This window comes from Bacteroidales bacterium (genome assembly GCA_021648725.1).
In the GTDB taxonomy this organism is placed as follows: Bacteria; Bacteroidota; Bacteroidia; order Bacteroidales; family JAADGE01; genus JAADGE01.
The window spans coordinates 30,024-45,432 of the sequence record JAKISF010000027.1 but is presented as its reverse complement, the minus strand read 5'-3'; the positions used below and the strand labels follow the sequence as shown (position 1 = coordinate 45,432).

The 15,409-nt window shown below is 29.4% G+C and carries 13 protein-coding genes; 12 read left to right on the top strand and 1 reads right to left on the bottom strand.

The annotated features are described in order from the left end of the window. The first annotated feature begins 237 nt into the window (after positions 1-237). From L3J35_10385 to L3J35_10330, 12 genes are all read left to right on the top strand, one after another. Positions 238-1,395: a toll/interleukin-1 receptor domain-containing protein gene (locus L3J35_10385; protein MCF6366596.1), complete on the top strand. Its 1,158-nt coding sequence runs from the start codon at positions 238-240 to the stop codon at positions 1,393-1,395. Positions 1,396-1,672: 277 nt separating this feature from the next. After that, positions 1,673-1,903, top strand: coding sequence for a hypothetical protein (locus L3J35_10380; GenBank protein ID MCF6366595.1), 231 nt, complete (start codon positions 1,673-1,675; stop codon positions 1,901-1,903). Further along, positions 1,896-2,162, top strand: coding sequence for a hypothetical protein (locus L3J35_10375; GenBank protein MCF6366594.1), 267 nt, complete (start codon positions 1,896-1,898; stop codon positions 2,160-2,162). The genes L3J35_10380 and L3J35_10375 overlap by 8 nt, the downstream gene beginning before the upstream one ends. Before the next feature lie 11 nt (positions 2,163-2,173). Then, positions 2,174-2,989: a hypothetical protein gene (locus L3J35_10370; GenBank protein MCF6366593.1), complete on the top strand. Its 816-nt coding sequence runs from the start codon at positions 2,174-2,176 to the stop codon at positions 2,987-2,989. Positions 2,990-3,045: 56 nt separating this feature from the next. Further along, positions 3,046-3,453: a GIY-YIG nuclease family protein gene (locus L3J35_10365; GenBank protein MCF6366592.1), complete on the top strand. Its 408-nt coding sequence runs from the start codon at positions 3,046-3,048 to the stop codon at positions 3,451-3,453. A gap of 989 nt (positions 3,454-4,442) precedes the next feature. After that, a complete protein-coding gene (locus tag L3J35_10360; protein MCF6366591.1) occupies positions 4,443-5,351 on the top strand; it encodes a hypothetical protein in 909 nt (302 codons plus the stop codon). Positions 5,352-5,718: 367 nt separating this feature from the next. Beyond that, the gene (gene hxsD, locus L3J35_10355; GenBank protein ID MCF6366590.1) at positions 5,719-6,030 is read left to right on the top strand and encodes a His-Xaa-Ser system protein HxsD; all 312 of its coding nucleotides are present in this window, start codon (positions 5,719-5,721) and stop codon (positions 6,028-6,030) included. Positions 6,031-6,033: 3 nt separating this feature from the next. Then, positions 6,034-7,467 (top strand): His-Xaa-Ser system radical SAM maturase HxsB, encoded by a 1,434-nt coding sequence (hxsB, locus tag L3J35_10350; GenBank protein MCF6366589.1) that lies wholly within the window; start codon positions 6,034-6,036, stop codon positions 7,465-7,467. After that, positions 7,464-8,606, top strand: coding sequence for a His-Xaa-Ser system radical SAM maturase HxsC (gene hxsC / locus L3J35_10345; GenBank protein MCF6366588.1), 1,143 nt, complete (start codon positions 7,464-7,466; stop codon positions 8,604-8,606). Before hxsB ends, hxsC begins: the two co-directional genes overlap by 4 nt. A gap of 621 nt (positions 8,607-9,227) precedes the next feature. After that, positions 9,228-11,711, top strand: coding sequence for a DEAD/DEAH box helicase family protein (locus tag L3J35_10340; protein ID MCF6366587.1), 2,484 nt, complete (start codon positions 9,228-9,230; stop codon positions 11,709-11,711). 252 nt (positions 11,712-11,963) lie between these two features. Further along, positions 11,964-13,412 (top strand): MBOAT family protein, encoded by a 1,449-nt coding sequence (locus L3J35_10335; protein ID MCF6366586.1) that lies wholly within the window; start codon positions 11,964-11,966, stop codon positions 13,410-13,412. A gap of 7 nt (positions 13,413-13,419) precedes the next feature. After that, positions 13,420-14,166 carry a hypothetical protein gene (locus L3J35_10330; protein ID MCF6366585.1) on the top strand — a complete coding sequence of 249 codons (747 nt, stop codon included), beginning with the start codon at positions 13,420-13,422 and terminating at the stop codon, positions 14,164-14,166. Here the strand turns inward: L3J35_10330 and L3J35_10325 are convergent. Further along, a complete protein-coding gene (locus L3J35_10325) occupies positions 14,163-15,056 on the bottom strand; it encodes an IS1595 family transposase (protein ID MCF6366584.1) in 894 nt (297 codons plus the stop codon). The genes L3J35_10330 and L3J35_10325 overlap by 4 nt on opposite strands. Positions 15,057-15,409: the final 353 nt, after the last annotated feature.

Genomic DNA, 15,409 nt, shown 5'->3' with positions numbered 1-15,409 from the left:
CTGCATCACAGCCCTTTGCAATGCAACATAAAGGAGGACGTAATGAAAAAGCACATAACAAAAGCTAAAAAGCATACGGGAGCAGCAACCCGAAAATATGAGCAAGTAATAAACTCCGCAAAAATTTTAAGCCTTAAATTACCCGAAACGGCAAAATTTTGCTATATTGCAAACTGAAAAATTTTTGGTTAAAATGCCGAACGCTTTTTAGCCCAACGTTAGCAACAACCAAAAATTATGAAACAGTATAAAATATTCATTTCTTACACTCACAAAGACGAAAAGTTTAAAGAACAACTTATTGTACATTTAGCATCCTTAAAAAGACTTGGATTAATAAAGGAATGGCATGATAGAATGATAAACCCTGGTCAAGAATGGGATGGAATAGTAAAACAAGAATTAATTGATGCAGATATAATTATTTTATTGATAAGTTCAGACTTCATAGCATCAAATTATTGTTATGATGTTGAAATAAAAAAAGCAATGGAAAGACATGAACAAGGTGATGCAATTGTTATACCTGTTGTTGTAAGACCTTGCGATTGGAAAGATTTACCTTTTGGTAAAATTCAAGGTCTTCCCAAAGATGCGAAACCTCTTTCAAAATGGGATAATATTGATGATGGTTATTTAAATATAATTAATGGGATTAAATCTCTAATAAATAATGAATCCTCCGTTATCTCAAAAGTAGAATCAAATACTGATTTAAAAGAAGTAATTTCTTTTTCACACGATGTTATAATTGGTCGACTTCCACGTGGCTATATAGTTATACAAGACATTGAATTTAATAAAAATTCTTCTTGGTCAATTGTTGCTAACTATTTTGACTATAATGAAGGTTGGAAACATGGCACTCATTATCATAAAAGTTACAAAAGAACTTGGGAAACTCTTGATGGGCAATATACACAATCTGCAAAACTTGGAATTCCAAAGGCAGACAGGAATATATCTAGTACAGCATTGTATTTGATTATGGAATTAAGAGAAAGAAATGAAAGTGATAAAATTGAAGATATTTTAAAAACATATCAGAATGAATATTTTAATTATTACAAAGAAGGTGAGAAAATAACAAAACCAGTAGTACCTAAAAAATTTATTCATCTTAAAAAAACAGGGGAGATAAGAGATATTATTGAAGAATTACGAATAGATTCTTGGAAAAATTATTATTTAAGAACATTGCATGAGGACTTTGAATCAAACAGAAGAAAAGCATATTTAATACTTTATAAAAAACTTGATTCAAATCATCCTGCACTAGGTTTTGTAAAAGAGATTGTTGATAAATACAAAGATGATTTTAATATTGAACAATTAAGGACATGGGGTAATACATTGAGTGATGCCTTAATTGATGCTTGTCAATACATAAAATAAAGGCATGTTGCTAACACCAGCTAAAAAATCATGCAGGCAAAGTCGCAAATTGAGAATAAGAATAAGAAACAAACACCGCAAAATCTTTTAATTTGATTTTGTGAATAATTTTAAAGGTAAATTAAAAATTTGGCTATTGAGCAAATTAAAAAAACGCAGTCTTAAACCCTGCACGCTTTTTAGCCAAACGTTATAGGGCATAAGAAATGAACTATGACGGTCGGAATAAGCTGAACAAGACCATAAATTGAAGTAGGCTTATATTAAAAAAAGTAAAATGAAAAAAAATATCACTGTTAGTTTAGTTGTAAGTATTATTTTTGGGATTATAGGATTTTTTTTGAGCCAATATTATCCTGTCTTCGGAAGTTTTATTGAAAAATTAGGACAACCTTTTAGTCCTGCAAGAAAAGGTTTAATTCTCGGACATGTTATTAGTGCAGTTATTATTGGATTTTTTATTCCTTTTATAATTATGTCATTAAATAAAAAGAAAGAAAATGAATGAAAAGAAACTTTATATATGGAAGTTAGCAGAATTCCTTGCTCAACATGAAATGACAATGTCAGGTGAAGAACTTGCAGACCATTTAAACAGAAATGATTTTTTAACAAGTTATGGAACAGAATATGCTGGTGGTCGTGGCACATACAGACTAATAAAACAAACTTGGTCTTGGTTATATAACGACTTGACCTTACATGACGAAGCAGAAAAAGTTGCCATTGCTTTTGTAAAACCAGATGGAAATTATGCATATAAATAAACTTTTAAATCATGAAAAATATAATTTTGACAATATCTTACTTGTTTTTTTTTAGTTCATTTATTATAGGACAAAGTAAAAAGGAACAAATAGCAAATTTAAATAAACGTGTTGATAGTTTAGAAATAATAATTTCTAAACAGGTTATTACAATTAATCAACTTAATAGTTCTCAAATAGAATTAAAAAACACTTTGAGAAATAATAAAGAAGATGTTGATAAATTAGTCAGGAATATTTCTATTATAAGCAAAAACTTATCATTGTACAAAGGTAAAGTTGATAGTTTAAAAAACTCTTTGGAAATTTCCAATATAAAAACTTTCATAGATAAAAGAGATAAAAAAACTTATAAAATTGTCCAAATTGAAAATCAAATTTGGATGTCTGAAAATCTTGCTTATAATGCAGGAAGTGGTTGTTGGGCATATAATAATGACAATAATAATGTAAACACTTACGGATACTTATATGATTGGGAAACATCAAAAAACGTTTGCCCACAAGGATGGCATTTACCCTCAAAAAAAGAATTTGATACTTTATTAAATAATGTAGGAGGGGCTGGTTCAAAAGCATATCATTCTCTTGTTCTAAATGGAGAAAGTGGTTTTCATGCTCTATTAGGAGGTTGGGGAGGTTGGAGTAAAGATAAATCTATTTATATTGGTGAAGTTGGTCGTTTTTGGTCTTCTACCGCATATCATGAGGAACTCATATGGGATTTGGATGTTATTATTCATGACGACGACACAGAAGAAGAGAATGCTCAGATTGGAGGTTGTCACCCAAGCACAGGTTTTTCTGTTCGTTGTATTCAAGATTAGTTGATTATTAAGAGATAGAAAGATGTTATTTTAAAAAAGCTATTAAAACAAAAATTATGAATTCAGTAAATAAAATATTAACGGAAATAGATAATATTTCAACGAAGCACAATATTGATATGAAGATTAATATTTTTGAAGGAATAGAATTATGGTGTGAGGGGGAAGATAAAAAACGTGATAATAAATGGTCTTTGTTTGAAAAAAAAGCTGGGATTTACTGTTTTATCAGTAGAAAAACAGATAAAATATTGTATATAGGAGAAAGTTCAGTAAACGTAGGAAATCGACTTAATAGTTGGCTTTTAAATCCAAAAAGTGATAAAGAAATTGAGATTAATGAAACCCTTAGAAAGAATGACAAAATTTTGATAGTAACAATTGAAGAACAAAATTATATGGCAAGAGCAGTTGAAGCATTCCTGCTAGATAAATTTGATACTAAATTCAATGTAAGAATATAGGACAAGATTTAATGCCTAAAAAGTTTCTATACAAAATTAATAAGGAAAACGCCCTATAACACCAGCTAAAAAATCATGCAGGCAAAGTCATAAATTGAAAACATAAATAAGAAATTAGCACCGCAAAATCTTTTGCGATTTTGCTTTTATAAATAATTTAAGAGGTCAAAAACCCAAAAATTTTGCTAACAAGCAAATTGAAAAGTTGCAGTTTCAAATCCTGCACGCTTTTTAGCCCAACGTTACAGTTAATAAAAAATGAAAATTTCTTAAAATTTGCGAGGTTAAAAGTTCTTTAAATATTGTTTATAATTTGCGAATTTAAAGCAAAACACAAAGCCTCGGCAAGACTTCATTGTGCAAGTAAAAACGTATCTGCAAATGAAAAAATACACAGGTTTCTTATTCAATTTGCAGATTGGCTGCAAGCCTCTCTTCTGAGTTGTTTAAAACGATTATATCAAGACCTTTTTTTCTCTGTAATCAACTTTTCGCAGATATTTGCAAGCGATGCTTAGGGTTGCAAAAGCAAAGCCTCGGCAAGACTTCATTATGCAAGTGAAAACGTATCTGCAAATGAAAAAATACACAGGTTTCTTATTCAAGTTAAAGCTTGGCTGCAAGCCTCTCATTACGATTTGAAAAACGATTTTACCTATGCAAAAAACTCGCTGCTTCAATTTTTCATTCAACATTTTATTGATTTTCTTATAAAACAGTCAAAATTATAAGTGTTTGCAAGTCCGGCAAACTTCCGGATAATTCGTATCTGCAAAATTGTATTAAAGATAAACTAACTGTAACAAAAGCTAAAAAGCATACGGGAGCAGCAACCCGAAAATATGAGCAAGTAATAAACTCCGCAAAAATTTTAAGCCTTAAATTACCCGAAACGGCAAAATTTTGCTATATTGCAAACTGAAAATTTCAGGTTAAAATGCCGAACGCTTTTTAGCCCAACGTTGTGTGCCATATAAAAAATAAAAATTATGTCTAATATTATTAACTGGGATGATTATCCAGAAGCAATTGATTTAATACCTGATTATTTGAAGAGAGATTTTGAAAGATATTTTAGAGGCGAATATATTAGGACTACAAACTTAACGGATGATTTAATGCACGTTAATGATTTTTTGAAAACTCTATCTGCACAAGAACTATCTATCTTTTTGTCAATCAAAGGAAATTTTGGAAGGGAATATATTATTGGAAATACATTCACGGAAATTTTATTGCACTGTTTGGAAAGAACTGGACCAAAAGCAAAAAGGTCTATACTATTTGCACTTTTCTACATAATATCAAAAAATGAAAAATCAAGATATATAGTTTCAGAAAGATTTAAAATAATTGAGAAATTTGCTGTTTCGGATAACAACAATATTAATGGAATAGCAGAGTCAATTTTAAGCGAACTTAAAAAAGAATTTAAAATACCAGCAAAATCTCAATTTGTTTTTGAGAAGAATAAAACATTTGATTTTTACAATGAATTTAGAACAATTATAAGTCGGACAAAAAACTATGTTTGGTTCTGGGATAATTATGCTGATAGTGAACTATTAATATATTTAGATGCACATTCAAGTTTGTCAAATATCACAGAAATACGAATTTTATGTAATGATAATAACCGAACAAAAAGATATATTTCAGATTTGAAATTGGCAATAAAAAAATTTAAAACTCAATATCCAGAAATATCTATTGAAGCGAAATCATCGAAGAATAGTCATGACAGATTTTTACTTTTTGATAATGAACGATGGGTTTTAGGTCCATCATTGAAAAATGCTGGTGAAAAAATTTGTTCCATCGTCCAGTATAAAGAAGAAGAAGCACAAAAACTCTATGACATATTCAAATCGGAATGGATTAAAGCATCATTGATATAAAGAAACACGGCACACAACAAATATATAAAAAAAATAAGGGCAATTTTCAAAAATGAATGGTAGCAATAAGTAACAAGCATCGCAAAATCTTTGCGATTTTGCTGTTATAAATAATTTAAGAGGTCAAAAACACAAAAATTTTGCTACTTTTATAATTTGAAAATGTATGCGGATTTATCCCTTACTTTTCTTATACTAACGTTGTACCCAATGCAAAGAGACGATACAGCAATGAATGAAACAGAAAGAAAATAAAAAATGAAAAGCCAACGCACAAATAGTACATTTGGTTTTTACCGACACGCAAAATGCCAACCTAAAAAAACCAAAAGAGCTATTTTTTTGCCAACGCACTAAACCGAGAAGAATGAAAGATATTTTAAAAGAAATCGAGGGGGATAAATTATTATTAAAAATCCCAATAGATATTTATGAAAAAGAAGCAACATTAAAAGCTTCATATAAATTCACTAATAAATGCTATATAAATATTGAAGTGATTGAAAATGTAATAGAAGTTCTATTTCAAGCAAAGGAAGATAATAATATTTTAAAAGAAATTGCATTGGAATTTGGCAATGAACTAATTGACCAACAAATAAGACTTAATACAGGCAGAGAATACAAAGTCATTAGAGAAGAATTAGTTAAGAAAGCTTTCAATTCAATAAGTAAGTAACCTATGGACTATCAAATTCTACCATATCGCTTTGAGAGAATAGATGAAACTGTATTCCTTTCTAATGAGGTTGGAGAGCATTTATATTTGTCAAATAAACAATTTGACGAATTTGTAAATCATAAATTAGATTTGAGTTCGCAAGTCTATAATAATCTAAAAAGCAAACAAATAATTGCGGACAAAAATATTGATGATGTAGTAAATATGCTTGCTACTAAATTTAGAACAAAGAAAAATTTTTTAGCTGAATTTACTTCATTACATATGATTGTTGTTTCTCTACGGTGTAATTCAAATTGCAGTTATTGTCAAGTGTCAAAAAAAGAAAAAACTGATTTCAGTTTTGATATGACAAAAAAAATAGCGAAAAAAGTTATTGAAAAGATATTTGAAACACCGAGCAACTCAATTAAAATCGAGTTTCAAGGCGGTGAAGCAATGATAAACTTTGATATAATTAAATATATTATTGAAAAAGCTGAATGGACGAACATCTTTAAAAAGAAAAAGCTGGAATTTGTTATATGCACAAACCTGACTTTGTTGGATGTTAAAATGTTAAAATGGCTCAAAGGACATAAAGTATATATATCAACATCAATAGATGGTCCAAAAGAATTACACAATATTAACAGACCACTACTTGATATTGAAAATAGTTATGATTTAGTAACAGAAAACATTGAACTTTGTAGGAAATATTTAGGAAAAGATAGTGTTTCAGCATTAATGACAACAACATCTTTTACAATAAATCATTTCAAAGAAATAATAGATAAATATGTGGAATTAGATTTTGACAACATTTTTTTAAGGTCTCTAAACCCATATGGCTTTGCCAAAAGAGATAAGCATAAATTGGCTTATCCAATGGAAGAATTTATTGATAATTATAAAAAGGGGTTGGATTACATAATCGAAATTAATAAAAAAGGGAAATTCTTTGCAGAGGGTTTTGCTACTATTTTATTAACAAGAATTTTGACACCTTTTAGCACAGGATTTGTCGATTTGCAATCACCAGCAGGAACAGCAATTGCAGGCGTTATTTATGACTATGATGGAGATGTTTATGTTTCAGACGAAGGGCGTATGTTAGCTGCTGTTGGAGACAAACAATTTAGAATGGGAAATGTAGAAACAAATACTTACCAAGAAATTTTTAATAGTGAATATTTACACGAATTAATAAACAATTCAGTAGCAGAAAGTTTGCCAGAATGTGCAACTTGTGCTTATTTAAGTTATTGTGGAGCTGACCCAGTAAGGAATTATAATGAACAAGGTGATGTTGTTGGAAACAGAACCAAAAGTGAAATTTGCTTAAAAAACAAAAGCATTATTAAGTATCTTTTATCGCTTTTACAAAAAAATGATACAGATATAAATAGAGTTTTTTGGAGTTGGATAACCCGTAAAACGATTGAAGAATGAAACAACTATTTGGGGAAGCTCATAATATTGATAGAATAATTATCGGAAAAATAACATTTAAAAATAATGTGTTCGGTGATAAGAAAGATAAAGTCTATGTTACAGATTTTGATAAAATTCCGAATAACTATTTAGCGGTAATAACATCAAATAGTATAGTTAAAAAAGGAAATGACCAACTTTTTGTTAAAAATGTAACCAGTACAGATGATTTAAATGAAAATGATATTGTTACAATTGAAGCAGATGGTACGATTAACGTTGTTTATGATATTAACTCTCAACATAACGCATTGTTTATTACAGAAAAATGTAACTCAAATTGCATTATGTGTCCACAGCCACCTGTAAAACAGGAAGATGATAAATTTGATTTGAACTTGCGATATATTTCATTATTAGATAAGAATACTAAAATGATAGGTATTACAGGTGGTGAGCCAACATTAATTGGTGAAAAACTATTTGATATTTTATCCAATATTCACAATAAAATACCAAAAGCGTCGATTAGTTTATTATCAAATGGGATTAAATTTGAAAATTTTGAATATGCCAAGAAGTTTGCTCAATCAGTAAAACAAAATATTGTAATTGATATTCCTTTGTATTCGGATATTGATACTATACATAATAGCATTGTAAGAACTAATACTTTTTATCGAACAATAAATGGAATATATAATCTTGCTAAGTTTAATTTAAAAATAGGCATTCGTATTGTGGTTCATAAAATGAATTATGAAAGATTGCCTGAATTGTCAGAATATATTTACTCTAACTTTCCTTTTGTTTTTCACGTTGCTTTTATGCAAATGGAACCAATGGGTTATGCAAAAGATAATTTTGAGGATTTATGGGTTGACCCTTTTGATTATAATATAGAATTAGAAAAAGCAGTATTGAATTTACATTATCGAGATATTAATGTTTCGATTTATAATAGTCAACTCTGTATTCTACCAGATAGTATTAAAAAGTTTGCAGTTCAGTCAATATCTGATTGGAAAAATATTTATATAGATGAATGTGAAGAATGTACAATGAAAGAAAAATGTCCTGGATTTTTTGCATCATCAAAAGAGAATTATAGTCGTGCAATTACAGCTATTAAAGACCTTCAAGCGACGAGCGTTTGAAGTTTTCTCATTTATTAATTTAAAATACTTTATTATGAGGAAATTATTAATGACGGTAGCAGCAGCATTAGTTTTAATGGGAACATCTGTTTCTACCAAGGCTTCGAGCCTATTGAGAGTATCTGACGTGAGTGTAAGTCAAGACAATGACAATGGTTTTGTTTTGAAACACGCTAACGAATTATTTGGTGATAGTGATATGTCTATTAATGGACATACTTCACATTCATCTCATAGCTCTCACAGCTCACATAGTTCTCACAGTTCCCATAGCTCTCATTATTCAAGTTATTAATGTGAGTGGGTAGTCCTCATTTTGGGGGCTACCTTTTTAATATGATAATTGTGTAGCAAACGCAGAAGCCATACACATTTGCAATTCACACGAGCCAACGCTTGACCATAAATTGCAAAAGAGTATGTCTTGCCAACGCACAGAAAAACAGCGGAGTGAATAAAGCACAGGGTACAACACGCAATATAAAAAATTGGGCAGAAAGTGGTAAATATGAACTAATTAGCAATAAATAAAAGGTGTAGCAAATTGAAAGTTTGGTGTTTCAAATGCCCAACATTTTCATATTGCCACCGTTAAGGCAAATAAGAAATAAGAAAACACACATGGAAAATAAAGTCAAACAATTTTCAGAGAAAATAGCAGGGTTTGAAACTAAAAAAACAAGAAAAGGCGTTTTTTTAAGACAGTTTTTACGTGACAATCTACAAATTCATAGACTTACACAACACAAACGTCAAGAATTAAATGATTTATTTGAAAAGTATAAAATAAAAATAAAATATTTTGTAGGAAATGAATATTTTAATTGGTCAACTGATGATATTGACAGAAAAGTAATATTCATGTTTGATGAAAATTTATCACATTCCAGAAATTCAGTTACAGTTGAAACAACAGCAAGACAAACTATAAAAATAGCAGACGGGACAAACGGAATACAGCCTTATCCACATCAAAGAAACGCATTGTATGCTCTTGACAAATTTTACACTACAAATAAAAAGACAAAAGGGATTTTAGTTTTACCCACAGGAGCAGGTAAAACGATGGTTGCAGTTCAATGGTTATTAAGAAATGTAATTGATAAAAACAGAAAACTTATTTGGTTAGCTCACAGGCATGAATTATTAAATCAAGCCAAAGAAACCTTTATAAAAAATTGTTACAAACAGTATTTGCCAAATCGAAAAGAAATAGTCATTAACATAATTTCTGGCGATGAAACTCATAACAAATCTTTAAAAATAAACGAAAATGATGATATAATTATCGCAAGTAAAGATAGTTTGCGAATTGGTAAAAAATACTTGAATGATAACTTTTTAAGCAAAAACAAAGATGTTTTTCTTGTTATTGATGAAGCACACCATGCAGTAGCAGAAACGTATGTTAATCTAATCAACGAGATTGAACAAAAATCTGATAATTTCAAATTGTTAGGATTAACAGCAACACCGTTTAGAACAGCAGAAAAAGAAAAATCATTTTTATCAAAGGTTTTTACAGATGATATAATTTATTCCGATGATTTGAATAACTTAATTATCCAAAAAATACTTGCAAAACCAATAATAGAACAAGTCGAAACAGGCGAACATTTACAAAAAGATAAAGATTTTACACAAAGAGACTTAAATCATATTTTACAACAATTTAATTTGCCTGAAAACATTAAAGCAGACATTGCAACAAGACCCCATCGAAATCGAAAAATTGTAGAAACTTACGATAAAAATAAACACGGAAAAACAATTATTTTTGCATTAAATAGAAACCATGCAATTACATTAAAAGAGTTGTTTAATAACAGCGGTTATAAATCTGAATTTATTATTTCAGGAACTGTTAGTGAATTAGGAATTAACACAAGTAAAAACAATAAATTAGCAATTGAAAAATTTAGAAAAAGTGAACTTGATATACTAATAAATGTAAACATTCTAACCGAGGGGACAGACTTACCACAAGCAGAGAGTGTCTTTTTGACACGTCCTACAAATTCAAAAATTATGCTTACACAAATGATAGGCAGAGTTTTACGCGGACCAAAAGCAGGAGGAACAGAAACAGCAAATATAATTAGTTTTATTGACGAGTGGGACGGTTTAGTTAGTTGGATAAGTCCAAAAGAATTACTTTCAGATGAAAATGAAATTTTCTTTCAAACTTCTGAACATGAATTTCAAAGACTTGAATATATTAGTATTCAATTAATACAACAATTTGCACAATTATTAGATACTTCGATAAACACATCAGATTTAAAATCTTTACCTGCAATCCAAAGAATACCTGTTGGCTGGTATGTGGTTGATATTGAAAGACATATTAACAATGACGAAACAGAAAGTATAAATAGAAAAATAATGGTATATGGAAATCAATTTGCTTCATTTCAAGAACTTGAAAAAGATATGCAAGATTTATACACAATAGTTGATGTTGATAAAAACCGTAAATTAGACAACCATGAAAGAAAATTTATGTTAGGTAAAATAAATGAAAAATATTTTGATAATATTACTCAAAATATTCCCCAAATTAAAGATAGCGACCTTAAACTTTTCATTGAATATTATGACCAAAAGAAACAAACACCTCCATATTTTACTTTTACAGAGCGAGACAAGATTGATATTTCAAAATTAGCAAGAGAAATAATTGAAAAAGACTTGCGACGTTCTGATGAAAAGGAACTTATTAATAAAACTTGGGGACAAGAAACCGAAAAGACAATATGGAAAGTGTTTTTTGACAAATTTGAATATTTTGAGAACGAATTACACGTTGAAATGAACAAAATCCTTTATCCAGAAAAATTTAAGCAAGAAATAGAACTGCCGGAAATTGAAAACTATGCTGAAATATTACCTGATATTGAATTATATAAATGGCCACAACCATATCAACAGGAAATGCGAGATAAGATTTTTGAAAAACATAACATTCCAAAAAAAGAAAGATCTAAATATCAAATTGACCATATAAAACCTTTTAGCAAAGGGGGAAAAACAGAGGAAAGTAATTTGCAACCTTTAACAAGAAAGGAGAATATGAGAAAAAGTGATAACATCATAATAGACTGATAAACTTGCCTTAACACTGTATAAAAAAAATAAGGGCGAATTACAAAACTGAAACGTAGCAACAAATAATAAGCACCGCAAAATCTTTTGCGATTTTGCTTTTGTAAATAATTTAAAAGGTCAAAAACCCAAAAATTTTGCTACTTTTATAACTTGAAAAGTATAGATATTTTATCCCTTACTTTTCCTATACCAACGTTGTGCGTCATACATAAAAACGAAATTGCTAACATTAAAGGAATAGAAAAATAAATGCTTTTTAACTCAATAGATTTTGCAATATTTTTACCAATAGTATTTTTATTATACTGGTTTGTTGCAAATAAGAATTTAAAACTGCAAAACTTATTAATAGTTGTTGCGAGTTACTTATTCTACGGTTGGTGGGATTGGCGATTTTTATCGTTAATTTTATTCAGCACATTGATAGATTACTCTGTCGGAATTAGATTATCAAAAGAAAAAAATATTTCAAAAAGAAAGATATTACTTTGGATAAGTATTTTGGTAAATCTTGGATTTTTGGGATTTTTTAAATATTACAATTTCTTCCTTGATAATTTTGTTACAGCCTTTTCGTTTTTTGGAACATCAATAAATACACAAGGATTAAATATTATTTTACCAGTTGGAATTAGTTTTTACACATTTCAAACATTGAGTTATACTATTGATGTTTATAAAAGAAAACTTGAACCAACAAAAGACTTTATTGCATTTTCAGCATTTGTAAGTTTCTTTCCGCAATTAGTTGCAGGACCGATTGAAAGAGCAACAAATTTATTACCTCAATTCTATAAAAAACGAACTTTTGAATATCATAAAGCAGTAGATGGATTAAGACAAATATTATGGGGACTTTTTAAGAAAATTGTAATAGCAGACAATTCAGCACAAATAGCCAATGAAATATTTAATAATTCGGCTGACTATTCAGGAAGTACATTAGTTTTAGGAGCATTATTTTTTACTTTCCAAATATATGGAGACTTTTCAGGTTATTCTGATATTGCAATTGGCACTTCAAGATTATTTGGGTTTAATCTAAAACAAAATTTTGCTTTTCCATATTTTTCACGAGACATTGCGGAATTTTGGAGACGTTGGCATATTTCCTTATCAACTTGGTTTCGAGATTATTTATATATACCATTAGGCGGAAGTCGTGGTGGAACTTGGATGAAAGTTAGAAATACTTTTGCAATATTTATAGTCAGTGGATTTTGGCACGGTGCAAATTGGACTTTTATAGTTTGGGGGGCATTGAATGCTTTGTACTTCCTACCGTTACTTTTACTTAACAAGAATAGAGTAAATACTAATACCGTTGCACAAGGAAAATATTTACCAACTTTTAAAGAGTTTTATCAAATCGGAATTACATTTAGTTTAACTGTTTTGGCTTGGATATTTTTTAGAGCAGAAAATATTGGGCACGCTTGGGCATATTTGTCTACAATATTTTCAAAATCATTATTCACAATCCCCCATTTTGTTGGAATGAGAACGGCTTTAACTACACTGATTTTAATTTTCATATTTATTATTGTTGAATGGTTTGGCAAAAATGAAGAATATGCAATTGCAAAATTAGGCTTTGAATGGAAAAGACCGATAAGATATGTAATGTACTATTCTATTATCCTTGCTATATTTTGGTTTATGGGAGAAAAACAGCAATTTATTTATTTTCAATTTTAAGGTTCAAATGAAAAAATTCATTAAAAAAATATTCCTGTTTATCGTTAGCATACCGTTATTGTATTTACTATTGTATATAAGCATAGACTATTTTTATAATTCCAAGAACAATAAAAATGCAATTTTCATATGGGGCGATTCTCAAACATATCAAGGAATAAACTTACAAGTAATTAGAAATCATACCAATAAACAGATATATACATATGCAAAACACGGAGCTGGAGTTTATGATTTTTTGCTTTTTTCAGAACGTGTTCCTAACTATTCGACAATTATTTTAGGCGTTTCAAAACCTGTCCAATTACGAAGTAAAAAATCAGATAGAAATATGTCGGGTATTTCAATTAGTGCTTTAATTAACCTTTATGAAAATGGTTATTCATTTGAAGATTTAGAAATAATAGTAAAGAAAAATAAAAGACCTACAAAAATTCTTCTCGAAAACACAAGTATGTATAAATATAATGATACAATAGTTTTAAAAGAACCAATTGAATTATTTGAGAAAATTTATGCTAAAATTCCTTCCTACTTATCTGAAAAACAGAATTTATATAAAATTGGTATAAACAAATTAAGAGATAAACAATGCAATATTGTTTTTATAGATTTCCCATATCATTCACTTTTAAAAGCAGTGGAAAATAAATCTTTAATTAAAAAAAGAACAACAGATTTTTCAAATTATATAATTAATAGTTCTAAGAAAATTAAAATTGATACATTTAAATTAATTGAATTAGGCATTTAAGTGAGAACTATTTGTTTGTAAGGCAATGGTGCTGCTATCATCATCCTGTTCATAAGGTTTTCAAATAGCCCGTCTTTCATGTTGCTTCTGTTAAACCTATAACAATATTCATCTATATATGCCTGCAAATGCTCTACTCTGTGATGTACTCCTCTTAACCATCCTTTGAAACCCATAATGGTTCTGTGAATTTCCGGAAAATTATTACCTTTTTTGCCGGAAGGAACTTGCACAAGGTTCTCAAAATCCTTTTTTAACGGAACGTATCCATTCCATAGGTCTGTTTTAATATGTGCTTCCAAACTTATGTTTTGTCTCATAAACAGTCCTAATTCTTTTGAACTGCTGTTTGGGATTACTTTCCCGTACATGCGACTTACTCCCCTGCCTTTTTTCTCTATTGCTGTAACAACAAGTTTCTTTTTATTATTTTTTCTGCCGACTACACCTTCTTCTTGCCCTCCGACAACTGTTTCGTCTACTTCTGCTTTTTTAGTGATTTTATGATTACCGCTACTTTCCATTGCTTTCATTACTTTGCGTTTAAACAACCAACATGTTTTTTGTCGTAAACCCAACTTTCTGCTCAATTCTGTACTACTGATACCTTTGCGGTTTGTACTTACATAATAAACTATGTAAAATGCTTTCAGTATGGGAAACTTGACTTTGTGAAAAAGCGTTCCGCTTGTTGGTGAAACGGTATGTTTGCAACGTGTACACTGCCTTGAATGTTTTTTGGCTCCGTTACAATGTTTTGTATGTCCGCACTTTGGACAGACAAATCCATCTTTCCATTTCAGCTCTGACAGATAAGTATAGCAACTATCAGCATCGGGAAACCTGCTCTGAAATTCAAAAATAGTAAGACTCTTAAACCTTTGTTCCATATATAAATATTTTATTCCGCTAATATAATGATTTTTCTTGTATTATATATACGCCTAATTCAAAAAATATATTTGATGGTTTTTTTATTTCTCTCTTACTTTTTTCTTGATAAAAAAGTAACCAAAAATCAAGACTTCTTGAAAATTTGCTAAAATCAATCTCATTTTGCTAAAAGAAAATAAACTCACAGTCCTTGCCGGACTGCTCAAACATATTTTCTTTTTTAACACAAACTGACCTTGATTTCTTAACGCAATTTTCAAAAGGTCAGTTCGGTTATCTGCATTATTTTAGCTTATTCAAAAAGAATAAAAGCTGCACCGGATAGAGTGCAGCTTTTTGAGTGAAACGA